This window comes from Brevibacillus sp. MCWH (assembly GCF_013096935.1).
Classification (GTDB): Bacteria; Bacillota; Bacilli; order Brevibacillales; family Brevibacillaceae; genus Brevibacillus; species Brevibacillus aydinogluensis.
The window spans coordinates 24,888-47,717 of sequence record NZ_SDLF01000023.1; the positions used below are offsets into that span (position 1 = coordinate 24,888).

A 22,830-nucleotide genomic window follows, 5' to 3' on the forward strand; every position below is an offset into this window, starting at 1 on the left:
GCGCCGGACAACCATCAGGGTGGTCCGGCTTTTTGCATGGCAGAACAGCTTTACGCCCACGCAGCCTGATGCAGGTAAGCAGGTAATAGGCAGTGAAAAGGACAGCATAGAAAAGTAGTTGTATTTTTATAAGTTAGTTTGTATAATTACTCATGAACAAATTTTCACACAGGGAGAGGGAACGATGGCTAGAGAGAAAATCGTATTGGCCTATTCGGGCGGTTTAGATACATCGGTAGCAATCAAGTGGCTGCAGGAAACGTACAACTACGACGTGATCGCAGTCGCGCTGGACGTGGGTGAGGGCAAGGACCTGGAGTTCGTGCAGAAAAAGGCGCTGCAGGTGGGGGCGCTGAAATCGATCGTGGTGGATGCAAAGGATGCGTTCGCCCAGGAGTACGTGCTGCCGGCACTGCAAGCGAACGCCATGTACGAAGGGAAGTATCCGCTGGTGTCAGCGCTGTCCCGTTACCTGATCTCCCGCGTGCTGGTGGAGATCGCGGAAAAAGAGGGAGCGGTGGCGGTCGCCCACGGCTGCACCGGGAAAGGGAACGACCAGGTGCGCTTCGACGTGTCGTTTACGGCATTGAACCCCAATCTGAAAATCGTCGCGCCCGTTCGCGAATGGGGATGGTCCCGCGACGAAGAGATCGAGTACGCGAAAAAGCACAACATTCCGATTCCGATCGATCTGGACAATCCGTACAGCATCGACCAAAACCTCTGGGGCAGAAGCTGCGAGTGCGGCATTCTGGAAGATCCCTGGGCGGCCCCGCCAGAGGGTGCGTACGAGCTGACCAAATCGATCGCTGATGCTCCGGACCAGCCGGAGGAGATTGAGATCACCTTTGTCAAAGGCGTGCCGACCGCGCTGAACGGGGAAGAGCTGCCGCTGGCCGAGCTGATTCTGAAGCTGAACAAAATCGCCGGCAACCACGGCGTCGGCCGAATCGACCACGTGGAAAACCGCCTGGTCGGCATCAAGTCCCGCGAAGTGTACGAAACGCCGGCGGCAACCACACTGATTCTGGCGCACCGCGAGTTGGAGTTTTTGACGCAGCCGCGCGAAGTAGCCCAGTTTAAGCCGATCATCGAGCAAAAGATGGCCCAGGTGATCTACGAAGGTCTCTGGTATTCGCCGATCCGCAGCGCGCTGCAGGCGTTTATCGAGGAAACACAGCAGTATGTTACCGGTGTCGTGCGCGTCAAGCTGCACAAGGGACACGCCATCGTCGTCGGACGCAAATCGACGTCGTCGCTCTACAGCCACGAGTTGGCCACCTATGCGGCGGGCGATCAGTTTGACCACAAGGCGGCACTTGGCTTCATCAAGCTGTGGGGCCTGCCGACCAAGGTGTACGCCCAGGTGAATGAAGGCGTGCTCCGCGAAAATGCGAAAACGGCAATTAAGATCTTGGACGAAAAGGATGCGATCGTGCAATGAAACTCTGGGGAGGACGCTTCACGAAGCCGACGAACCAGCTCGTGGAGGAATATACCGCTTCCATTACCTTCGACAAGCAGATGTGGCGGCAAGACATCGTCGGCAGCCTGGCACACGTGGCGATGCTGGGCAAGTGCGGCATCCTGCCGATGGAGGAAGTCAGACAAATCATCGCCGGTCTGAAAAAGGTAAAGGAGAAGATCGAGCGGGGACAGGTGCAGTTTCTCGTCGAGCACGAGGATGTGCACATGAACATCGAAAAGCTGCTGATCGAGGAAATCGGCCCGGTGGGGGGCAAACTGCACACGGGGCGCAGCCGCAATGACCAGGTGGCGCTCGACATGCACCTCTATCTGCGGGAGAAGCTGATGGAGATCATCCAGCTGGCCACGTACCTGCAGGAGGCACTGCTGGAACAGGCCAACCGCCATCTCAACACGGTCATGCCCGGCTACACTCATCTGCAGCGGGCCCAGCCAGTCCTGTTCGGCTACCATCTGATGGCGTACGTCTCGATGCTGCAGCGCGACATCGAGCGGATGCGCGACTGCTGGAAACGGGTCAACATCCTGCCGCTCGGCGCTGGCGCCCTGGCCGGCACGACATTCCCGATCGACCGGACGTTTGTAGCCGAATTGCTTCAGTTTGACGGCATCTACCTGAACAGCATGGACGCTGTCAGCGACCGGGACTTCATCGTCGAATTTCTGGCGGACGCTTCCCTCCTGATGGCCCATCTCTCGCGCCTCTGCGAAGAATTGGTCATGTGGAGCAGCCAGGAGTTTTCGTTTGTGGAACTGGATGACGCGTTTTGCACCGGCTCCAGCATCATGCCGCAGAAGAAAAATCCCGACGTGGCCGAGCTGGTGCGCGGCAAAACCGGACGCGTCTACGGGAACTTAATCGGCCTGTTGACCGTGCTGAAAGGGCTGCCGCTCGCCTACAACAAAGACATGCAGGAAGACAAGGAAGGCATGTTTGACACGGTGGCAACGCTGCACGGGGCGCTCGCCCTGTTGACGCCGATGATCCAGACGATGCAGGTGAAAGCTGACCGGATGCGCCAGGCAGTGACGCAGGACTTTTCCAACGCCACCGATCTGGCCGACTACCTGGTTCGCCAAGGCATGCCGTTCCGTCAGGCGCATGAAGTGGTGGGCCGCACGGTGCTCTACTGCATTGAGCATCAAAAATACCTGCTGGACCTGAGCCTGGATGAGTTTCGGCAGTTCTCCGAGGCAATCGGGGAGGACGTGTACGAGGCGCTGGCCGTGGAAACGGTCGTCAATGCGCGCAACGTGCTGGGCGGCACCGCCCGCAGTCAGGTGGAGGCGCAGATCGCCGCGTATCGCAGCCTGCTGGCTGAGACGCACGCGTGGGTGGAGAAAAACAGCCAAAAAGTGATGATTGAATCGCTGATTGACGTCGGTTCGCCGGTGTGAGCAGGATTGCGCGGGAGTGGGAGGACGTCCTGTACCTTGACGCTCACCTGATCGCCAAGACGGGCCGGCAACGGTGGACTTCGGCCATAATCGGTCTTGCCGGCCGGCAGCGACAGATTCGTGCCAGCCGATCGGCAGCCACAGACAAAAAGAAAACGGATAGAAGCTTTGATGGGGCTCCTATCCGTTTTTTTTGTTTGTTCTGACGTTACAGGCACATCCGCAAAATGGCGGCCACGTCGTCGCTGGTCAGCTTTTTGAAACGGCCGATCGGGCCGAACGGCGTTGCTTTTTCCGCCATCAGCTCCAGATGTTCGTCGCCGATCTGGTAGTCGGCCAGACGGGTCGGGGCTCCGATGCGGGCGAAGAACGCTTCTGTGGCGGCGATGCCCTCCAGCGCCACTTCGTCGTCCGTCTTGCCGGACGGGTCGACGCCCCATACTTCCACGGCGAAGCGCTTGAAGCGCTCCACGTTTTCGCGGTAGACGTAGCGCATCCATTTCGGGAAAATGATGGCCAGTCCGCCGCCGTGCGGGATGTCGTAGACGGCGCTCACCGCGTGCTCGATGGAGTGGGTGGCCCAGTCCGTCTCCACGCCGACCGGCAGGGTGCCGTTCAGGGCCATCGTGCCGCAGTAGAGAATGGTGGCCCGAGCGTCGTAGTCTTCCGGATTGGCCAGCACCCGTTCGGCGTATTCGATTACAGTTTTCATAATCGACTCGGCAAAGCGGGTCTGCAGCGGAATCTCCTGCGTGTGGGTGAAATACTGTTCAAACACGTGCGACAACATGTCGCAGATTCCGTATACCGTTTGGTCGCGGGGGACGCTGAAGGTATTCTCCGGATCGAGGATGGAGAAGGTGGGGAAGGTTGTGCCAGCGCCAAATTTTTCTTTCGTCTCCCAGTTGGTGACGACGCTGCCCCGGTTCATCTCCGAGCCGGTCGCTGCCAGCGTCAGTACGGTGCCCAGCGGCAGTGCTGCCTGTGGTTGGGCTTTGCGAGTGTAGAAGTCCCAGACGTCTCCCTCGTACGGCACGCCAACCGCGATTGCTTTGGAGGCGTCAATCACGCTGCCGCCGCCCACCGCGAGAATCCAGTCCACCCGTTCGCGGCGGCACAGTTCAATCCCTTTCTTCACTGTGGACAGCCGCGGGTTGGGCTCCACGCCGGGCAGTTCGTGGATGGTGCAGCCCGCCGCCTGCAGCAGGGCGATGACCTTGTCGTACAGGCCGTTACGCTTGATGCTGCCGCCGCCGTAGACCAGAAGGACGGTGGAGCCGAGTTGGGCGGCTTTTTCCTTCAGCTTTTCCAGCTGCCCGCGTCCAAAGATCAATTCGGTGGGATTATGATAGACAAAATTGTCCATGGAAAACGTCTCCTTTCCGAGCGGATTCCCTTATATTGTAGACCATCATCGTAGATGGAACCAGTTTGCAAGTGCAGGGCCGAATCTGTCGGATTGGTGCCAAAGTTTTTGGAAATCGACAGGAAATGAGAGATTTTGTGGATTCCCACATCGAAATCGGGTGGTATAATAGGAGAGATAGCGGTCGCCGCTGTGTTTTGGCACCAAGCGTCAGCGGACGACGGATCCGTGCGAGCTTTGTCGGAAAGAGAAACATAGAGAAACAATCAACCAACAGATACATGGATGGATGCGGACTGATTTTGTACTACATAACAAGGAACTGACAAGGTAGGATGTGATTGGCTTGATCGAGATGTTTGACGTGTGGAAGACCTACCCCAACGGGACCAATGCGTTGAAAGGGATCAATGTTCGCATCGAAAAGGGCGAATTTGTCTACGTGGTGGGACCGAGCGGTGCAGGTAAGTCCACGTTTATCAAATTGATGTACCGGGAAGAAAAACCGACCAAAGGCCAGATTTTCCTGGGCGGTTTTAATGTCAGCCGGATCAAGGAGCGGCAGATTCCCATGGTGCGCCGCAGCATCGGCGTGGTGTTTCAGGATTTCAAACTGCTGCCGACGCTCAGCGTCTACGAGAACGTGGCGTTTGCCATGGAAGTGATCGAGACGCCCCCCAAGCAAATCAGGCCGCGGGTGATGGATGTGCTGGGCCTGGTCAAATTGAAGCACAAGGCCAAAATGCTGCCGAACGAACTGTCCGGCGGCGAACAGCAGCGCGTCGCTCTGGCGCGGGCGCTGGTCAACAATCCAGGGATCATCATTGCCGATGAGCCGACAGGCAACCTGGACCCGGACACCTCCTGGGAGATCATGAATCTGTTTGAAGAGATCAACCAGCGCGGCACCACAGTGGTCATGGCTACGCATAACCGCGAAATTGTCAACACGATGAGAAAACGGGTAATTGCCATTGAAGCGGGACAGATTGTCCGTGACGAGCAGAGAGGGGAATACGGTTATGAAGATTAGAACGCTGGGACGCCACGTCCGCGAAGGGGTCAAAAACCTCGGTCGGAACGGCTGGATGACGTTCGCTTCGATCAGTGCCGTGACCATTACCCTGCTGATTCTCGGCGTCTTTCTCATTCTGGCAATGAACGTCAACCATCTGGCCCAAACAGTGGAAAAGCAGGTGGAGATTCGCGTCTTTTTGGATACGCTGGCCACTCCGGAAAACGTCAAGGAAGTGGAACAAAACATTCGCGCGATTCCCAAAGTGGAATCAGTTGTGTTTATTCCCAAAGCCGAGGGGCTCAAGCAGCTAAAGGAGAGCATGGGCGAGAAGGCGTACCTGTTTGACGGACTGGAAAAGGAAAACCCGCTCCCCGACTCGTACGTCGTCAAGACCAAACTGCCGCAGGACACCGCCGACGTGGCCGGGCAGATCAAAAAGCTGGAGTTCGTCGAAAGCGTCAACTACGGCCAAGGCACAGTCGAAAAGCTGTTTGCCGCTACCAGTACGATTCGTAACGTGGGCATCGCCTTTATCGTTGGTCTGGGCTTTACCGCGATGTTTTTGATTGCCAACACGATCAAGCTGACCATCGTGGCCCGCCGACGGGAGATTGAGATCATGAAGCTGGTGGGCGCGACCAACTGGTTTATCCGCTGGCCGTTTTTTGTCGAAGGTCTGCTGATGGGACTGCTGGGTGCGCTGATCCCGATCGTGCTGCTCACCGTCAGCTACTACTATTTGCTGGACGCCGTCTACGGCAGCATGCCGGCTGTCCAACTCTTCAAACTGCTGCCGTTGTTCCCGCTCGCCTACCAGGTGGCGCTAATCCTGGCCGCCATTGGCGCGTTTATCGGCATTTGGGGCAGCCTCGTGTCTGTCCGCCGCTTCCTGCGCATCTAGGGCGTGTGCAACAAATGAGACAACACATTTCACTAGGGAGGAGTACCATGAGGAAGAAGAAGATTCTGCTATCACTCTTGGTGACGGGCCTGTTGAGTGCGGCAGCCGTACCGGCGACCGTGGGCCTGGCAGCGAGTAAGGCATCCCTAGACAAGATCAACCAGGAATTGAATGAGATCAAGAAAAAGAAAAAAGCACAGCAAAACCAGGTAAAAGCGATCGAAGGGGAGATTTCGTCGCTTCAGCGCAAGCAGGCTGACCTGGAGAATGAGCTGATGCACATCGACCTGAAGCGCAACGAGACGCAAAAAAAGCTGAACAAGCTGGAAAAGCAGATGGAAGAGACCAAGGTAAAGGCGGCCGAGGCGCAGGATCAGTTGGATGAGGCCAAGGAGCGCGTGGCCAAACGTGATGCCCTGCTCAAGACGCGCGTCAAATCCATGTACGAACGCGGCAACGTCTCGTATCTGGACGTGCTGCTCGGCGCCTCCGACTTCGGCGATTTCCTCACCCGGATGCAGGGGCTCAGGCTGATTGCCGAACAGGACACCCGCATTCTGGAGGACAATATCCGCGACAAGGAAACCATCGAAAAGAAAAAGAAAGAGATCGACCATCAACTGGCCGTCTACGCTGACATGTACGAAGAGGCGGAGAGGCTCAAGGCTGAACTGGACAAGCAGTACAAGCGGAGCGTCGCGGTCAAGGCAGAGCTGAAAAAGAAAGAAAGCGAGCTCCACGAAATTCTCGAAGAAGAGGAACAAAGCCTGCTCGCCCTGATGAAGCAGGAAGAGGCCAAATTGGCGGAACGGCTCCGCGCCATGACTTCCAGCGGCAGCGGCTACAAGGGCGGACGCCTGGCGCTGCCGATCGATGACGGACTGTTCCGCTTCTCGTCCGGTTTCGGCGTGCGCCGCGACCCGTTCACCGGCCGCTCGGCGGGACACAACGGCGTGGATATGGCCGCGCCCAAAGGGACACCGATCAAGGCGGCAGCACCTGGCATCGTAATGTTTGCCGGTTATGCCCGCGGATTCGGCAACACGGTGATGATCAAGCACAACAATGAGCTGACCACGCTCTACGGCCACATCATGGAAGGCGGTATCCTGGTGTCGGTGGGACAACGAGTCGAAACCGGTCAGGTGATTGCCAAAGTCGGCTCCACGGGACGCTCCACCGGCAACCATCTGCACTTTACCGTCTATCGCAATGACGTTGCCGTTGACCCGATGCCGTATCTCAGATAACCATACGCGTTCTCGCAGAAACGGGAAGCACGGAAAGAAGGAATCACGGTCACTTTCCGGGCTTCCCGATTGTTCAATCGGCTGCTGTTTGCGGTGGGGTACCGCCTGACGCTCATCCCTTTTCTCCTCCCCACACAGTCGGTGATTGGAAGTTTCCGTCAACTCTCTGCCGCCCCCTGCGCGTGTGGTACAATGAGAGAGGTGTGCCATTATACCGCAGTTTTTCGCCGGCTTATGCAGGAGGAAGGCGGCCGCAGACAGCAACAGATGAGCAAGCGCAACGGAACAAGCAGGAGAACAGGCTTTGCGGCCATAAAATTTAAAGAAGAAAAGTTTGCTGTTTCTTGCATCAATCAACCAAGAAGCGGCCAGACTGGCAGATATGAACAGGGTGAATGGGTCAGCGGTCCGAGAAAACGCATAATCGGGCAGACGTCTTCATTTGTTCGGTACGTAAGCAGCTGTCGACCTTGCTCCCCTGCATGCGGTAACGGTTTTTCGGCAAATATTGCCATGCGCAGTTGCATACACTAGCTGCATACCTTTTCTTACGGGAGCACAAAGGATGGTGTCGTGACGATGAAATGGAATGGACGTTCCGTGCTTGCGCTTGTGCTTGTCTCCATGGTCGCCAGCAGTTTTCTCACCATGGGTCTGATGAAAAACTGGGCTGGCGGGAGCAGCAACGGGACGATAACTGCTTCGGCAAGCTCGCTGTTCAGAGGCAGCCAGGAGTATCCGCAAGAGTTTAAAAAGCTGCTGGAAGCCTATTCGGCCATCAAGCAGGAGTACATTGAAAACGTGTCGACCGGCCAACTGGTCGAAGGGGCGATCAGCGGCATGGTCGGTTCGCTGAAAGATCCGTACAGCGACTACATGGACCCCGCGACAGCGGAAGAGTTCAACTCGACGCTTCACTCCACCTTTCAGGGAATCGGGACGGAAGTGACGATGCAAAACGGACGCGTGACCGTCGTCTCCCCGTTCAAAAATTCCCCGGCGGAAAAGGCGGGGCTTAAGCCAAACGACCAGATTATCAGCGTCAACGGTGAGTCGCTGGAAGGGTTGGACCTGCATCAGGCGGTCACCAAAATCCGCGGGCCCAAAGGCACCAAAGCGGTGCTCAAGATCATGCGGCCGGGCGTGCCGGAGCCGCTGACCATCGTCTGCATTCGGGACGACATCCCGATTGAGACGGTCACCAGTCAGATCATTGAGAAGAACGGGGTCAAGATCGGCGTAATCAGCCTGACCCAATTCTCCAGCGATACGGCGGACCACTTCAAGGAACAACTGGCCGACCTGGAGAAAAAGGGGATCGGCGGCCTGGTCATCGACGTGCGCGGCAACCCCGGCGGGTATCTGCTGGCCGTCAAAGAGATCGGCGAAGTGCTCATCCCGAATCGGGGCAAGATTGTCCAGATCGAATACGGATCGAACAGCAAGGAGAAGGAAGAATACTTCTCCAAGGCCGACGAGGCCAAACCATATCCGATCGCCGTACTGATCAACGCAGGCAGCGCCAGTGCTTCCGAGATTCTTGCCAGCGCGATGCGCGAGAGCGGCGGCTATAAACTGATCGGGGAGAAGTCGTTTGGCAAAGGCACGGTGCAAAGCACGATGGAGATGGCGGACAAGAGCCAGCTCAAGCTGACCATCGCCAAGTGGCTGACACCCAAAGGCAACTGGATTCACGAAAAGGGCATCGAACCGGACGTGAAGGTCTCCCAGCCGGACTACTTCAACGCCACCCAACTGCCGACGGACAAGGTGTTGGCCCGCGACATGGCCGGCAGCGACGTGAAAAACCTGCAGTTGATTCTCAGCGGCCTGAAGCTGTCGCCGGGCCGAAACGACGGCTATTTCGACGAAAAGACAGAGCAGGCGGTGAAGCAGTTCCAGGCGGCGCACAAACTGCCGGTCACCGGCAAGGTGGATGCGGCGACGCGAACGGCTCTGGAGGACAGCCTGCGGGAAGAAATCAGAAAGCCGGACAACGACCTCCAGCTGCAAAAGGCGCTGGACGTCGTCAGCCGCGATGCGAAGGCAAAATAATCCAGCGCAGCCAGGCAGGGAATCCCTTGCCAGTCGTAGAAATGGTAACCACGGCAGAGAAAGCCGTGGTTCCTTTTTTGCGACAGAGGTGAGGCAATTGGCATTACATGGCGATCTCCTATCGATTGCATACGGGTTTGGGCAGTTTTTTCTCCACCCGTTTTTCTATCTGTTTCTGTTCGTCATTTACCTGCACTATCGCAAGCAGATGAACCTGGAACGGCAGTTGTTTGCCGTGCGCATCCAGACGCCCTTTCTCCAGACGATGCGTTCCCTGGGCATGGGAGCAGCGGGAGGGCTGCTGGTCTCCCTGTTGGCCGTGGGGCTGGGTATCGTGGTCCAGGTGCAGGACCTCTGGCTGCTGTGGGGGCTGGCGCTGCTGCTCGCCCTGATTCGACTGCGCTTTCTGTGTTTTGCCTACGCAGCCGGCTTGCTGACCCTGCTCCATATGATTGTCCAGGTGGCTTCGGGGGCGGTGGACATCCCGGTGATCGGCCCGGTGTGGAATGCGATCGGACAGGCAAAGCCGCTGCCGCTTCTGGCGCTGGTCGCCGTGATGCATCTGATCGAAGCCATGCTCGTCAGCTGGAATGGGGGACGGGACGCCTCGCCCCTGTTTGTCGAAGGAAAGCGGGGGCGGATTGTGGGCGCGTACCTGCTGCATTCGTTTTGGCTGACACCGCTGGCCCTGTTTGTGCAGGTGGAGCCGGGCAGTCTGAGCGGAGCGCTTTATCCGGGCTGGCCGTTCTTTTCGCCCGAGACCGCATCGTACGGCCTCCTGCTGCTGCCGACAGTGACGGGTTACTCCGACTGGACGCAGACGCAGACGCCGGAAGGGAAGGCGCGTCAAATCGCCAGGCAGTTGGCGCTGTACGCGGTGGGGCTGCTCGGACTGGCTGCGCTGGCCGTCTTGTGGGCTCCATTGACGCTGCTGGCCGCGCTGTTTGCCCTCCTGGGGCATGAAGGACTGTTCCTGTTGAGCCAATGGCAGGAACGGCAGCGGGCGCCGTATTTTGTTCCTTCGTCCCGAGGGGTCAAGGTGATGGCGGTCATACCGGGAACGCCGGCGGAAGAGATCGGCATTCGGCCGGGAGAGGTCATCGTCAAGGTAAACGGGCTAAACGTTCGCGACAAAGAGGACCTGTACCCGGCGCTGCAGGTGAATCCGGCTTTTTGCAAAATGGAGGTGCTCACCCGCGACGGTGAGATCAAGTTTGTGCAGTGCGCCGTCTACGCGGGCAACCACCACCAGCTCGGCATCATCGTCGTTCCCGACGCCTCTACCCGGGTGTACGTGGACATGCAGCGGGTCGGCGTGGTGGAGTTGATCAAACAAAAATTGGAAAAGTTACATATTGGTGCGTAACCTGCCGCCTGAACCCGTACCCTGCCGCTTACGCGCGGCCGTCCGGGTTTCGGGCGGTTTTTTATTGCCGGCGGGCTTGACAGACCGCAACGAATCAACCGTTTTTTGCGTCAAATGGGTGTAAACTGGAAAGAGAGAAAGGATGAACCAGATGGGAGCATATCGAAAGTATGCGGCGGTGTTCTGGACAGGGGCGCTTACGGCGGCAAGCCTGCTTGTTTCGCAAATGGCGGCGGCCACCCCTCTTTCGAAGCCGCATGCAGATGTTGCGCCGCATGCAGAGTCTGCACAGACGCAGAAGGCACCCGATCCCATCCCCGCGCCGGTCTCCAAAGGCATACAGCATCTGGTCAGGCTCGTTCCGGAGCTGGCCAGCCGCGTTGTCGTCTACTCCGGACTTGTCGACGGACCCGGCATCAGCGGCGATAGGGTCACGTTTGGGATCCGTGGCGATGCGGAGGAGAGCAGGGACTGGGCCGTTTTTCATCCGCAGACGGGCGATCTGCTGAGCCTGGAGATTGCGCCGGAGCAGCCCAATACGGGACCCGCGCTTGAAGATCAGCAGGTGATCGAAAAGGCATCGGCATTTTTGTCCCGCTTGCATCCGAACGGTTTGTCGTACCGTCCCCGCGGCGTGACGCGCCAGGGCGAACTCAGGACGATCCGTTTCGTTCGCACCATCCACGACATCCCGCTTGATGATGGCTACGATTGCTTCGTCACGGCAGACAAGTCCGGCCGGATTGTCGGGTTTCGCACCTTTGACGGCGCCCTTTATCAAGAATGGAGCCCGGCGTCGTTTCCTTCCGCGCAGCGGGCGATGTCCCCCGAGACAGCCAAGCAGCGCTACGTCCAGAGTCATCCGCTGGAGCCCGTCTATCTGCTGCCGAGTCTATCCGACAGCCGCACACCGGTCGAGGCCCGGCTGGTCTACGCGATCAGGGATGGCGTGGTGCACGGCCAGCACTCCGGCAGCGCGCTGGATGCCGTGAAGGGGAGCCGACTGGCAGCATCCCGTCAACAAGCAGAGGTTCGCACGCTGACCGTGACGGGAACAGGCGAAGCATGGACAGCGCGGACAGAAGCGGAAGCGCAGGCACTGGTCAAGCGGGCACTGGGGGCGGATGTGCAAAAGCTGCCGGTGACCATCTATACGGACATGCTGGACAACGGCGAGCAGCACCGCTTTTTTATCTGGGGGTTTTTTGAAGAGGGCGTGGGCGACCGGGACAAGGTATATGCCCTGGGCCAGTTTCCCAGCGGTCTGAGTCCGGCATTGCGCACCCACGTCCTGCTGAAGACGGACGCCGCAACAGGCCGGCTCATCAACGTCGTGCTGGACGATGGATTGCATGGGGGGCCCCCAACGGACAAAAAGCGGGATTGGGCGGCTGCCACCGCCCTGCTGGAGCGCTTGCTGCCCGCTGGTACGCACAAGCTGCGCGTACAGGATACGGGAGGGGAAAACTGGACCACGATCACAGCCGATCCGATCGTCAATGGCATTCCCGTCGTTTGGGAGGACGAAATGGAGGAAGAGGGGGCGTACACCATTTCCGTCAATCCGCTGGACGGTTCGATCAAGCAAGTGTGGCTCGCTCAACCAGACTGGGCCGACGTCCGCTATCCCTCGCCCGCAGCGGCTGTCTCTGAACAGCAGGCGGTGTCGGCCCTGCTCGATGCGTACCCGCTGGAACTGATGTACGTCCGCGGTGATTGGCTGCATACGGAAGGGCAGACCTGGCAGCTTGCCTATGATCTCTCGTTCCGGCAGTCGCGTTCCTACTGCTATTGCGGCGTGAAACCGAAGGTGGACCTGACCGTTTATGTGGATGGACATACCGGGAGCGTCGTCGTCCGTGAATGAAACGGGCCAGCGAAAGTCAAACAGCCGCACCAGCCTGTTCGGCCGGTACGGCTGTTTTTTTTGTCTTGTGTGAGGGGAGGCACCCGGATTATGGCGCGGTGGCCTCGAACCCGACAATTTGACTCAGCTTCACTTTTTTGTCGCCTTCCAGGACGAACTCCACGACGCCGTTCTTCATGCTGACCGCTTTGATTACGCCGGTGTTCTCGGTGGTGGACGTGGTGCCGTCCGGGTTGGTGGACGTCTCGGTGTAGGTGATCGTGTAGCCGATCATCTGCGCGTACTGGAGCGTGTTGTTCATCGGCAGATTGTCCGGCTTCACCGACATGCCGACCACGTCTTCCAGCTTGATGGTCTTGCCGTTGTCCAACTGGAATTCCACTTTGCCGTTTTTCATCGCAAAGCCGACAATCACGCCGTCCTTGATCTCTTCAATGGTGGTGATGTCGTCTGTCGTATCCGGATTGCCGTCTCTGTCCACCTGCCGCGTCTCCTTGTAGGAGATCTGCTTGCCGATCATGTCCGCGTACTTCAGACTGTTGTCCAGTTCGGCTCCGGTCAAGCCTTTGGACTCCAGGCCCTTCACCCATTCGCGCGGGATTGGTGTCTGTTCGCCCGCGATCCGGAAGTAGATTTTGCCGTTATCCATGGAGACCGATTCGATGACGCCCGACTTTTTCTCGTGGATCACTTCGCCGGTCAGCTCGTCCACCAGCTGCAAATCGTAGGTGGCTGTCTTTCCGATCAGGCCCTCATACTCGCGCAGGGTGAGCATGCTGTTGTTGGACTGCTCCATCAGGTTGGCCATTTTCGTGATCTTTTCCACCATGGTCATCATGCTGGTCTGCTGGATAAATTGCGTGTTGTCCATCGGAGAGAGCGGGTCCTGGTTTTTCAACTGCTCCAGCAGCAGTTTCATAAAGGCGTTCTGGTCCATCTCGGTGGTAAACTCTTTTTTGCCTTTGTAGCTCCAACTGGGCTGTATGTATGGATTGTTGTTAACGCTTCCTGTACCTGCCATGACGATCCTCCCTGACATGTCGGGTGTGTCGCTTACACATACGTAGAGACTCATTATCAGTATCGGCAGAAGCTGACTGCGGGTGAAGACAAACATTTGTTCGAATTTCCGCTTATTTTTTGAACGATTGTGCTATAATGGGAAATGACATGTGACAAGGAGATGAACGAGGGAATGGACCGTTTTGAATTGGTATCGGAGTATCAGCCGTCCGGTGACCAGCCAACCGCCATTGCCCAACTGGTGGAGGGCGTAAAAGCGGGCAAGCGTCACCAGACGCTGCTGGGGGCGACCGGTACGGGAAAAACCTATACGGCGGCGCAGGTGATCGCCCAGGTGAACAAACCGACGCTGGTGATCGCCCACAATAAGACCTTGGCTGCACAGTTGTGCGCCGAGTTCAAGGAGTTTTTCCCCCATAACGCCGTCGAATACTTCGTCAGCTACTACGACTACTACCAACCGGAAGCGTACATTCCCCAAACAGATACCTATATTGAAAAAGACTCCAGCATCAACGACGAGATCGACAAGCTGCGCCACTCGGCCACCAGCGCCTTGTTCGAGCGGCGGGACGTGATCATCGTCGCGTCCGTCTCGTGCATTTACGGGTTGGGTTCTCCGGAAGAGTACCGGGAGCTTGTGCTGTCGCTGCGCGTCGGGATGGAGAAAAGCCGGGACGAGGTGCTGCACCGGCTGGTGGACATCCAGTACGACCGCAACGACATCAACTTCGTCCGCGGGACCTTCCGCGTCCGCGGCGACGTCGTGGAGATTTTCCCCGCGTCCCACGGCGAACATGCGATCCGCGTGGAGTTTTTCGGAGACGAAATCGAACGGATCACGGAGATTGACGTGGTGACCGGAGAGATTATCGGCCAGCGCGACCACGTCGCCATCTTTCCGGCATCCCACTACGTGACCCGCGACGAGAAAATGAAGCGGGCCATCCAGAGCATTGGAGCGGAGCTGGAAGAGCGGCTGGCCGAACTGCGCGCCGCAGGCAAGCTGCTGGAGGCGCAGCGCCTGGAGCAGCGCACCCGCTACGACATGGAAATGCTGGCGGAGATGGGCTTCTGCTCCGGCATCGAAAACTACTCCCGCCACCTGACGGGGCTGCCGCCGGGACATCCGCCATACACGCTGCTCGACTATTTCCCCAAGGACTTCCTCGTCATCATCGACGAGTCGCACATGACCCTGCCGCAGATTCGCGGGATGTACAACGGGGACCGGGCGCGCAAGGACGTCCTGGTCGAACACGGCTTCCGTCTGCCGTCGGCGCGGGACAACCGTCCGCTCACCTTCGAAGAGTTTGAGTCAAAGGTGAATCAGGCCATCTACATTTCTGCCACGCCTGGCCCGTATGAGCTGGAGCACTGCCCGGTCCTGGTGCAGCAGGTGATTCGTCCCACCGGCCTGGTTGACCCGACCATTTCCGTGCGGCCGATCAAGGGGCAGATCGACGACCTGATCGGCGAGATCCGGGCCACGATCGCCAAGGATGAGCGCGTGCTGGTCACGACGCTGACGAAAAAGATGGCCGAGGACTTAACCGACTATCTGAAGGAAATCGGGATCAAAGTACGCTACCTGCACTCCGACATCAAGACGATCGAGCGGATGCAGATATTGCGCTCCCTGCGACTTGGGGAATTTGACGTGCTGATCGGGATCAACCTCCTGCGGGAGGGGCTTGACCTTCCCGAAGTGTCGCTGGTGGCGATTCTCGACGCGGACAAGGAAGGCTTCCTCCGCAACGAACGCTCGCTGATCCAGACGATCGGCCGGGCGGCCCGCAACGCCGAGGGACGCGTCATCATGTACGCCGACCGGATCACCGACTCCATGGCGGCAGCCATCCGGGAGACGGAGCGGCGCCGTTCCATCCAGATCGCGTACAATGAAAAGCACGGCATTACGCCGCAGACCGTGAAGAAAGCCATCCGCGAAGTGATCGAGGCGACGCGGGTGGCAGAAGAAAAAGCGGAATACCTGCCGCATGCAGACTTCAAGAAGATGCCGAAGAAAGACCGCCTGGCCGTGATTGAACGGATGGAAGAAGAAATGAAGGAAGCAGCACGAAATCTGATGTTTGAACGCGCGGCCGAACTGCGAGACTTGATACTGGAGCTGAAGGCAGAGCTCTAAGAAAAGAGGTATGTACATGCCATTGGAAAACATCGTAGTAAAAGGCGCTCGCGCCCACAACCTAAAAAATATCGACGTCGTCATCCCCCGGGACAAGTTCGTCGTACTGACGGGACTCTCCGGTTCCGGGAAGTCGTCGCTTGCGTTTGACACGATTTACGCCGAAGGTCAGCGGCGCTACGTGGAATCCCTCTCTGCGTACGCCCGCCAGTTCCTCGGACAGATGGACAAACCGGACGTGGACTCAATCGAAGGGCTGTCCCCGGCCATCTCCATCGACCAGAAGACGACCAGCCGCAACCCGCGCTCCACAGTGGGCACCGTGACGGAAATCTACGATTATCTGCGGCTGCTGTATGCCCGCGTGGGGCGGGCGATTTGTCCGGAACACGGAATTGAGATCAAGTCGCAGACGATCGAGCAGATGGTGGACCGGGTGATGGAGTATCCGGAACGCACCCGTCTGCAGATTCTCGCCCCGATGGTGCAGGGGCGGAAAGGAGAGCATGCCAAGCTCCTGGAGGACATCCGCAAGCAGGGATTTGTCCGTGTACGGGTGGACGGGGAGATTCGTGACCTGTCCGAAGAGATCAAGCTTGAGAAAAACAAAAAGCACAACATCGAGGTCGTTGTCGACCGGATCGTGGTCAAGCCCGACGTACAGGCCCGGCTGGCCGACTCGCTGGAGACAGCGCTGCGCCTGGCGGACGGCAAGGTAATCGTCGACGTGATCGAGCAGGAAGAGCTCCTGTTCAGCGAAAAGCATGCATGCCCCGTGTGCGGCTTTTCCATCGGAGAGCTTGAGCCGCGCATGTTTTCATTCAACAGCCCGTTTGGCGCATGCCCGGAGTGTGACGGGCTGGGCGTCAAGCTGGAAGTGGACCCGGACCTGGTCGTGCCGGACGTGACCAAGACGCTGGCCGAGGGCGCCATTGAAGCGTGGGAGCCGAAGTCGTCCACCTACTATCAGCAGCTGCTGGAATCCGCCTGCCGCCACTTTGGCATCAGCATGGACATTCCGTACGAGGAATTGCCCGACGAGCATCGGCAAATCCTGATGTACGGCAGCCAGGGGGAAAAAATCCAGTTCCGCTACGAAAACGAGTTTGGCCAGGTACGGGAAGCAACGATCGCCTTTGAAGGGGTCATCCCCAACCTGCAGCGGCGCCACCTGGAGACCAGCTCCGACCACATCCGCGAGCAGATTGAGGGCTATATGAGCCAGAAGTCCTGCCCTGTCTGCAAAGGGCATCGGCTGCGGCCGGAGAGCCTGGCGGTGCGCGTCGGCGGCAAAAGCATATCCGAGCTGACCGACCTGTCGATTACGGAGGCGTACCAGTACATCGAAAACCTGGAGCTGAGTGAAAAAGAGGCCAAGATCGCCAACCTGATTATCAAGGAGATCAAGTCCCGGCTGAGCTTTTTGATCGACGTGGGACTGGATTACCTGACGCTCAGCCGGGCGGCGGGGTCGCTTTCCGGCGGAGAGGCGCAGCGCATTCGCCTGGCGACCCAGATCGGCTCCAGCCTGATGGGTGTGCTCTACATCCTGGACGAGCCGAGCATCGGTCTGCATCAGCGGGACAACGCCCGCTTGATCCGGACGCTGGAGCACATGACCAAGCTGGGCAACACGCTGATTGTGGTGGAGCACGACGAAGACACGATGCTCGCCTGCGATTACATTATCGACATCGGCCCTGGGGCGGGGATTCACGGCGGCCAAGTGGTCGCTGCCGGCACGCCGGAAGAAGTGATGAATGACCCCAACTCGCTGACAGGCGCCTACCTGAGCGGGCGCAAGTTCATCGCGGTGCCGCTGGAGCGACGCAAGCCCAACGGCAAGTGGCTGACGGTGGAAGGAGCCAAGGAAAACAACCTGAAAAATATCTCCGTGAAAATTCCGCTGGGAATGTTTGTCGCGGTGACAGGCGTCTCCGGCTCGGGAAAAAGCACGCTGGTCAACGAGATCCTGCACAAGGCGCTGGCACGCGAGCTCAACGGGGCCAAGGCGAAGCCGGGCGAACATCGACGCATCACCGGTCTGGAACACCTGGACAAGGTAATTGACATCGACCAGTCGCCGATCGGCCGCACGCCGCGCTCCAACCCGGCCACCTACACCGGGGTGTTTGACGACATCCGCGACTTGTTCGCCTCCACCAACGAGGCAAAGGTGCGCGGCTACAAAAAGGGACGGTTCAGCTTTAACGTCAAGGGCGGCCGCTGTGAAGCGTGCAGCGGCGACGGGATCATCAAGATTGAGATGCACTTTCTGCCTGATGTGTACGTGCCGTGCGAGGTGTGCCACGGCAAGCGGTACAACCGCGAGACGCTGGAAGTGAAGTACAAGGGCAAGAGCATCGCTGACGTGTTGGAGATGACGATCGAGGACGCGTTGGAGTTTTTCCGCAACCAGCCGCGGATTGAGCGCAAGCTGCAAACGCTGGTGGACGTGGGGCTTGGCTACATGAAGCTGGGACAGCCGGCCACGACCCTCTCCGGCGGGGAAGCGCAGCGCGTCAAACTGGCGTCGGAACTCTATCGCCGCAGTTCCGGACGGACGCTGTACATTCTCGACGAACCGACGACCGGGCTGCATACGGACGACATCGACCGGCTGCTGAAAGTGCTGCAGCGGCTGGTGGAGAATGGCGATACCGTGCTTGTGATCGAACACAACCTGGACGTGATCAAGACGGTGGATTACATTATCGACCTGGGGCCGGAGGGCGGCACGCGCGGCGGTCAGATCGTCGCCACGGGGACGCCGGAGGAAGTGGCGGAAGTGCCGGAATCGTACACGGGTCAGTTCCTCAAGCCGATCCTGGAGCGGGACCGCGCCCGGACGCTGGCCAAGCTGGAGCAGTTGGTTACCAAATAAGAGCGGTGCAGTCCGGGCGGAACCGGATCGCATGAACCAAAGGGGCGAGGAGAGCATGGGGTACGCGGCAGAGGCGTTGGCTTCGCTGCCGCCGCGGCTGGTGGAAACGGCGCGGCGCTATTTTGACGGACAGGACCCGGCCCACGACTGGCAGCACAATCTGCGGGTGATCGCCCTGTGCGAGCGAATCGGACGGGAGGAAGGAGCGGACATGACCGTCCTTCGTCTCTCCGCGCTCCTGCACGACATTGGCCGTGCCGAGGAGAAGCGGACCGGAGAGTGCCACGCGGAAATCAGCGCGCGTGAAGCAGCTGTGCTGTTGCGCGACGAAGGGATGGACGAGGGTGTGATTGCCCGCATCCAGAGCGCGATTCTCGCTCACCGCTATCGCAAGGACAGACTGCCAGTGACGAGGGAAGAGCAGATTTTGTTTGATGCCGACAAACTGGATTCCATCGGTGCGATCGGCGTGGCTCGAGCATTTGCTTATTCCGGGGTAATCGGTCAGCCGATCCATTCCGACGACCCTGACCAGCACACACCGGCAAAGGAATTCGAGTGGAAGTTGAGCCGCTTGAAGGACAAGCTGATGACACCGGCTGCCCGGCGGATTGCCGAAGAGCGGCACCGCTTCATGGTGCAATTTTTTGAGCGATGGGAGCAGGAATTGCGCGGGAAGCGGTGAACAACGGACAGCCGGTCCGTAGATGCTTTCTCAACCTGCGAACAAGATAACGCGAATGAAAAAACAGGTCCACTCGTGCAGCGAGTGGACCTGCTTCTGTATATGAACTATACCAGTTTTTCTCGTTGTTCCGGGGGAAGCGGTTCATAAAAGACGCCAACTTTCAGAATGCCAGCAAGATTCAGTGCTGACAGGGAAGCAAAAAAACCACACGTCAGCTTTACGAGTTTCTTCATCACTACCACCCTTTCAAAATGGTTGTTTCCAGGCGGGCTACCAACCGGAATGCTACCGGATGGAGCAACAAGGACTGAAGAAATACAGCCAGTGTGTAGGTCATTGCTAGTCTATAGGATAATTCTACCAGTACGAACGATATAATGCAAGCGCATCCCAGCAGACTGAATGCAACTTTTCTGCTTGTTTGCTTAACGCTTGGCTGATAGTTGACGTAGCTGTGCGCAGCGGGTGCGTGTCGATAGTAGATGACAAACGCCGTGCCAAACCCGAGCAGGATCAGCGCATAGGCCGCTGGTAGGGGGAGCAGCGGGAAGTGTTTGACCAGATAGCCGCCCCCCAGCATTATCAGCAGGCCGACGATCAGGCATGTCCACGGATTTTTCAAGTGGACGCCCCCGGTAATCACGCGATGCAGGAAAAGAACCAGGGAAAAACACAGGGTTTCCAGGAAGATTCCCAACAGCCAGGCTGCGAGCAACAGCACGGCGGCATTGATCAGATTGAGCAGAAAAATCTCGATGCCGTGGGAAATTTGGCCCGCCGTATAAGGCGAACCTTCCATGGTCAGGCGTTTGGCGATGCGATTGGATACGTTTCGGGTCCAACCCATCAGCACCCCTCCTTGATTTATCTGGAGAGAAAGGAAATGCGGAAACTGGTCACGCCATTCTCAGACTTTACTGCAATCTTGCCGCCGTAGCGTTCGGTCACTGATTTGACCACCGCCAGACCGACTCCGCCCTCACCGTCCTTTTTCGTGGTATAGCCCAGTTGAAAGATTTCCTGCAGTTTTTCTTTTGGGATTGTCGGACCGCTGTTTTCGATGTACAGGTATTGTTCCCGTTTGGTCTGCCCCCACTCGAAATGTATGTAACGATCCTCCTCCAACTCGTGGGAGGTGGCCCGAATGGCATTGTCAAACAGATTGCCCAGGATCTTGATCAAGTCGTAGGTCTTGATAAACGAAAACTGACCGGAGCCGGAGATGGTAATGGTACACGAGATCCGTTCGGCCAGACAGACTGCCATTTTGGACTGAAGCAGGGAACAGACTGCGGGATTTTTGATGCCTTTCAGCACCTGAACGCTCGCCTCCGCCGCCTGTTCGATGGAGACGGTCTCCTTCAGGATGTGCTGTACATATTCGCGAGCGTGATCGAACAATCCTTCTTTGATAAAACCGTTGATCGCCGTGTAATGGTTGAGTGAATCGTGTTTGAGCGAACGGATGGCCGTCAGCAGGTCGTTTATGTTTTGCAAATAGGGCGTTTCCGTCTCTTCTTCCACACGGTTGATCGTCAAATTGATATAAATTCGGAACAAAATCACGATGACGATAAAAAAGGCCAAAATAAAAAGCTGAAAGACCAATTGAAATTGGGGCGTGTAAAATTGGAAGAGCGGCGAGTTGTTGTCCCGGATGAAAAAGGACGTATTCATAAACAGGATCAGCAAAAACTCGACGCTGCCCATCAGAATCAGCATGAACAGGTAGCGGTTGTGCCGATGTCGGGGGATGAGCCGTCCCAGGTCTACTTTTAGCACGCGCATGATACTGCAAAACAGGAACAGGACGAGCAAATAGAGTAAACTGCCGACGTACTGCAACCACTTTCCTTCCAGGATGTCGATCCAGTAGATTTGTTGACTGTTAAAGATCAAGATGAGAACAAATTCCGCCACGATCGTGCTGCCCAAGGCGATCGTCGCCATCGCTACGGACGGCAGCAGCTTCGTGTGGTAAACAACACGCAGCAAGAGAATGAAAAAAAGAAACATCAACAAGATTTTCGGTTGATACGCGACCTGCAACAAGCCCAGCATTTCGCCGAGAGCGGAAAACGGCATGCTGAATAACAAGGCTTTTTTCCAATCTTCGAAGACAGAGCGATTGAAGATGGCAAAACCTATGGCCAGCAATAGGAAGGCTTCGGGTACGTCAATAAGTACGAATCGCAAGAGGAACTCCAAGGTCTTGCCTCCTTTCAATCTTGACCAGGGTATGTAACTGAATGTATTGCTTCTATAATAATATATATAACACGCCAGAGCGGCATCATTTCTATCTTATGAAATAAGTCGAAAAATGTAAATGATCGGACAATTCCGTCTTCGGTCAAGAGTTGTCGTGTCGGCGGCGGTTTCGCTACAATGAACTTACAAGAACAGGACGAGGATTTGCCCAAGGGGGATCAAACGTGCGCAAGACTAAAGTGAGTCATCTCGCAGAGCATTTCCAAATGAAAGTATTAAGCGGTGAGGAGGGGCTGGGCCGGGAGATTACCGTGACGGATTTAAGCCGGCCGGGACTGCAACTCGCCGGCTACTATTCCTATTACGCGGACGAGCGGATCCAACTCCTCGGCTTGACGGAAATCAATTTTTTTCAGACGTTGAGCCGGGAAGAACGGCTGGAACGGATGCGCTTTTTGATGCAGGAGCGGACACCCTGTTTTTGTGTGACGCGCAACCAGCCGGTCCCGGAAGAAGTGCTGATGGTCTCCAACGAACGCGGCGTTCCCGTGCTGCAATCCCCGCTGGCTACGACCACTCTGGTCGGAAAAGTGACCAATTACCTGGAAAACCGGCTGGCGCCGACGACGACAATCCATGGCGTGCTCACCGATATTTACGGGGTGGGCGTGCTGATTATCGGTTCCAGCGGGATTGGCAAAAGCGAGGCGGCGCTGGAGCTGGTGAAGCGGGGGCACCGCTTGGTGGCGGATGACGCCGTGGAGATTCGCCAGACCCAGGGCGGCCAACTGGTCGGCAGTGCCCCCGAGCTGATTCAGCATCTGCTGGAGATCCGCGGGGTCGGGATCATCAACGTGATGACGATGTTTGGTGCCGGGGCTGTGCGCAATGTCAAGAACATTGCCATGGTGGTCCAGCTGGAACTGTGGGAACCGCACAAGCAGTACGAGCGGTTGGGACTGGATGAGGAAAAGATCAAGATCATGGACACGGAAATCCCGATCATCACCGTGCCTGTCCGCCCTGGACGCAATCTGGCCGTCATCATCGAGGTGGCGGCGATGAATTTCCGTTTGAAGCGGATGGGCTACAATGCTGCCGTCCACTTTTCCAAGAAGCAGTCTGACATGATCCTGGAAGACAGCGATTCCGACTTGTAGAAGGCG

17 protein-coding genes are annotated in these 22,830 nt (G+C 57.5%); 12 read left to right on the top strand and 5 right to left on the bottom strand.

From position 1 onward, the window contains the following. Nucleotides 1-184: 184 nt before the first annotated feature. Entirely contained in the window at nucleotides 185-1,444 is a 1,260-nt protein-coding gene (locus tag ETC00_RS16800) for an argininosuccinate synthase (protein WP_171567281.1), read from the top strand. Beyond that, complete coding sequence (gene argH, locus ETC00_RS16805) at nucleotides 1,441-2,886, top strand: argininosuccinate lyase (RefSeq protein WP_171567282.1); 1,446 nt, start codon at nucleotides 1,441-1,443, stop codon at nucleotides 2,884-2,886. The genes ETC00_RS16800 and argH overlap by 4 nt, the downstream gene beginning before the upstream one ends. 208 nt (nucleotides 2,887-3,094) lie before the next feature. On the opposite strand, the gene ETC00_RS16810 is transcribed toward argH, so the two are convergent. Beyond that, nucleotides 3,095-4,252 carry an iron-containing alcohol dehydrogenase gene (locus tag ETC00_RS16810; protein WP_171567283.1) on the bottom strand — a complete coding sequence of 386 codons (1,158 nt, stop codon included), beginning with the start codon at nucleotides 4,250-4,252 and terminating at the stop codon, nucleotides 3,095-3,097. Nucleotides 4,253-4,598: 346 nt separating this feature from the next. On the opposite strand from ETC00_RS16810, the gene ftsE reads away from it, so the two are divergent. The 6 genes from ftsE (at nucleotide 4,599) to ETC00_RS16840 (ending at nucleotide 12,709) form a co-directional block, all read left to right on the top strand. After that, nucleotides 4,599-5,285 (top strand): cell division ATP-binding protein FtsE, encoded by a 687-nt coding sequence (gene ftsE, locus ETC00_RS16815; protein ID WP_171567284.1) that lies wholly within the window; start codon nucleotides 4,599-4,601, stop codon nucleotides 5,283-5,285. Next, nucleotides 5,275-6,171 (top strand): permease-like cell division protein FtsX, encoded by an 897-nt coding sequence (gene ftsX, locus ETC00_RS16820; RefSeq protein ID WP_171567285.1) that lies wholly within the window; start codon nucleotides 5,275-5,277, stop codon nucleotides 6,169-6,171. Before ftsE ends, ftsX begins: the two co-directional genes overlap by 11 nt. A gap of 47 nt (nucleotides 6,172-6,218) precedes the next feature. Further along, nucleotides 6,219-7,421: a murein hydrolase activator EnvC family protein gene (locus ETC00_RS16825; RefSeq protein ID WP_171567286.1), complete on the top strand. Its 1,203-nt coding sequence runs from the start codon at nucleotides 6,219-6,221 to the stop codon at nucleotides 7,419-7,421. Between the two features lie 579 nt (nucleotides 7,422-8,000). Continuing rightward, a complete protein-coding gene (locus ETC00_RS16830; protein WP_171567287.1) occupies nucleotides 8,001-9,476 on the top strand; it encodes a S41 family peptidase in 1,476 nt (491 codons plus the stop codon). A 97-nt stretch (nucleotides 9,477-9,573) separates the two neighbouring features. Next, nucleotides 9,574-10,842, top strand: a complete 1,269-nt coding sequence (locus tag ETC00_RS16835) for a PDZ domain-containing protein (RefSeq protein ID WP_171567288.1) — start codon at nucleotides 9,574-9,576, stop codon at nucleotides 10,840-10,842. Between the two features lie 151 nt (nucleotides 10,843-10,993). Beyond that, nucleotides 10,994-12,709 (top strand): YcdB/YcdC domain-containing protein, encoded by a 1,716-nt coding sequence (locus tag ETC00_RS16840; RefSeq protein ID WP_171567289.1) that lies wholly within the window; start codon nucleotides 10,994-10,996, stop codon nucleotides 12,707-12,709. An 88-nt stretch (nucleotides 12,710-12,797) separates the two neighbouring features. On the opposite strand, the gene ETC00_RS16845 is transcribed toward ETC00_RS16840, so the two are convergent. Continuing rightward, a complete protein-coding gene (locus ETC00_RS16845) occupies nucleotides 12,798-13,730 on the bottom strand; it encodes a flagellar hook assembly protein FlgD (protein ID WP_171567290.1) in 933 nt (310 codons plus the stop codon). 174 nt (nucleotides 13,731-13,904) lie between these two features. Between ETC00_RS16845 and uvrB the strand changes: the two genes are divergently transcribed. From uvrB to ETC00_RS16860, 3 genes are read left to right on the top strand one after another with little or no spacing between them, the layout of a single operon-like run. Continuing rightward, complete coding sequence (uvrB, locus tag ETC00_RS16850; protein ID WP_171567291.1) at nucleotides 13,905-15,881, top strand: excinuclease ABC subunit UvrB; 1,977 nt, start codon at nucleotides 13,905-13,907, stop codon at nucleotides 15,879-15,881. Between the two features lie 16 nt (nucleotides 15,882-15,897). Continuing rightward, the gene (uvrA, locus tag ETC00_RS16855) at nucleotides 15,898-18,765 is read left to right on the top strand and encodes an excinuclease ABC subunit UvrA (protein WP_171567292.1); all 2,868 of its coding nucleotides are present in this window, start codon (nucleotides 15,898-15,900) and stop codon (nucleotides 18,763-18,765) included. A gap of 31 nt (nucleotides 18,766-18,796) precedes the next feature. Then, entirely contained in the window at nucleotides 18,797-19,450 is a 654-nt protein-coding gene (locus ETC00_RS16860; protein WP_371808915.1) for an HD domain-containing protein, read from the top strand. A 107-nt stretch (nucleotides 19,451-19,557) separates the two neighbouring features. Here the strand turns inward: ETC00_RS16860 and ETC00_RS20875 are convergent, their stop codons facing one another. Genes ETC00_RS20875 through ETC00_RS16870 form a run of 3 tightly spaced genes read right to left on the bottom strand, consistent with a single transcriptional unit; the run spans nucleotide 19,558 to nucleotide 21,661 of the window. After that, the gene (locus tag ETC00_RS20875) at nucleotides 19,558-19,686 is read right to left on the bottom strand and encodes a hypothetical protein (protein WP_256379909.1); all 129 of its coding nucleotides are present in this window, start codon (nucleotides 19,684-19,686) and stop codon (nucleotides 19,558-19,560) included. Between the two features lie 2 nt (nucleotides 19,687-19,688). Next, nucleotides 19,689-20,300: an accessory gene regulator ArgB-like protein gene (locus ETC00_RS16865; protein WP_171567293.1), complete on the bottom strand. Its 612-nt coding sequence runs from the start codon at nucleotides 20,298-20,300 to the stop codon at nucleotides 19,689-19,691. A 17-nt stretch (nucleotides 20,301-20,317) separates the two neighbouring features. Continuing rightward, nucleotides 20,318-21,661 carry a sensor histidine kinase gene (locus ETC00_RS16870; RefSeq protein WP_171567294.1) on the bottom strand — a complete coding sequence of 448 codons (1,344 nt, stop codon included), beginning with the start codon at nucleotides 21,659-21,661 and terminating at the stop codon, nucleotides 20,318-20,320. A gap of 227 nt (nucleotides 21,662-21,888) precedes the next feature. Here ETC00_RS16870 and hprK point away from each other — a divergent pair, with 227 nt between their 5' ends. Then, on the top strand, nucleotides 21,889-22,824 hold the full coding sequence (gene hprK / locus ETC00_RS16875) for an HPr(Ser) kinase/phosphatase (protein WP_171567295.1): 936 nt from the start codon (nucleotides 21,889-21,891) through the stop codon (nucleotides 22,822-22,824). The last annotated feature ends 6 nt before the right edge of the window (nucleotides 22,825-22,830 follow it).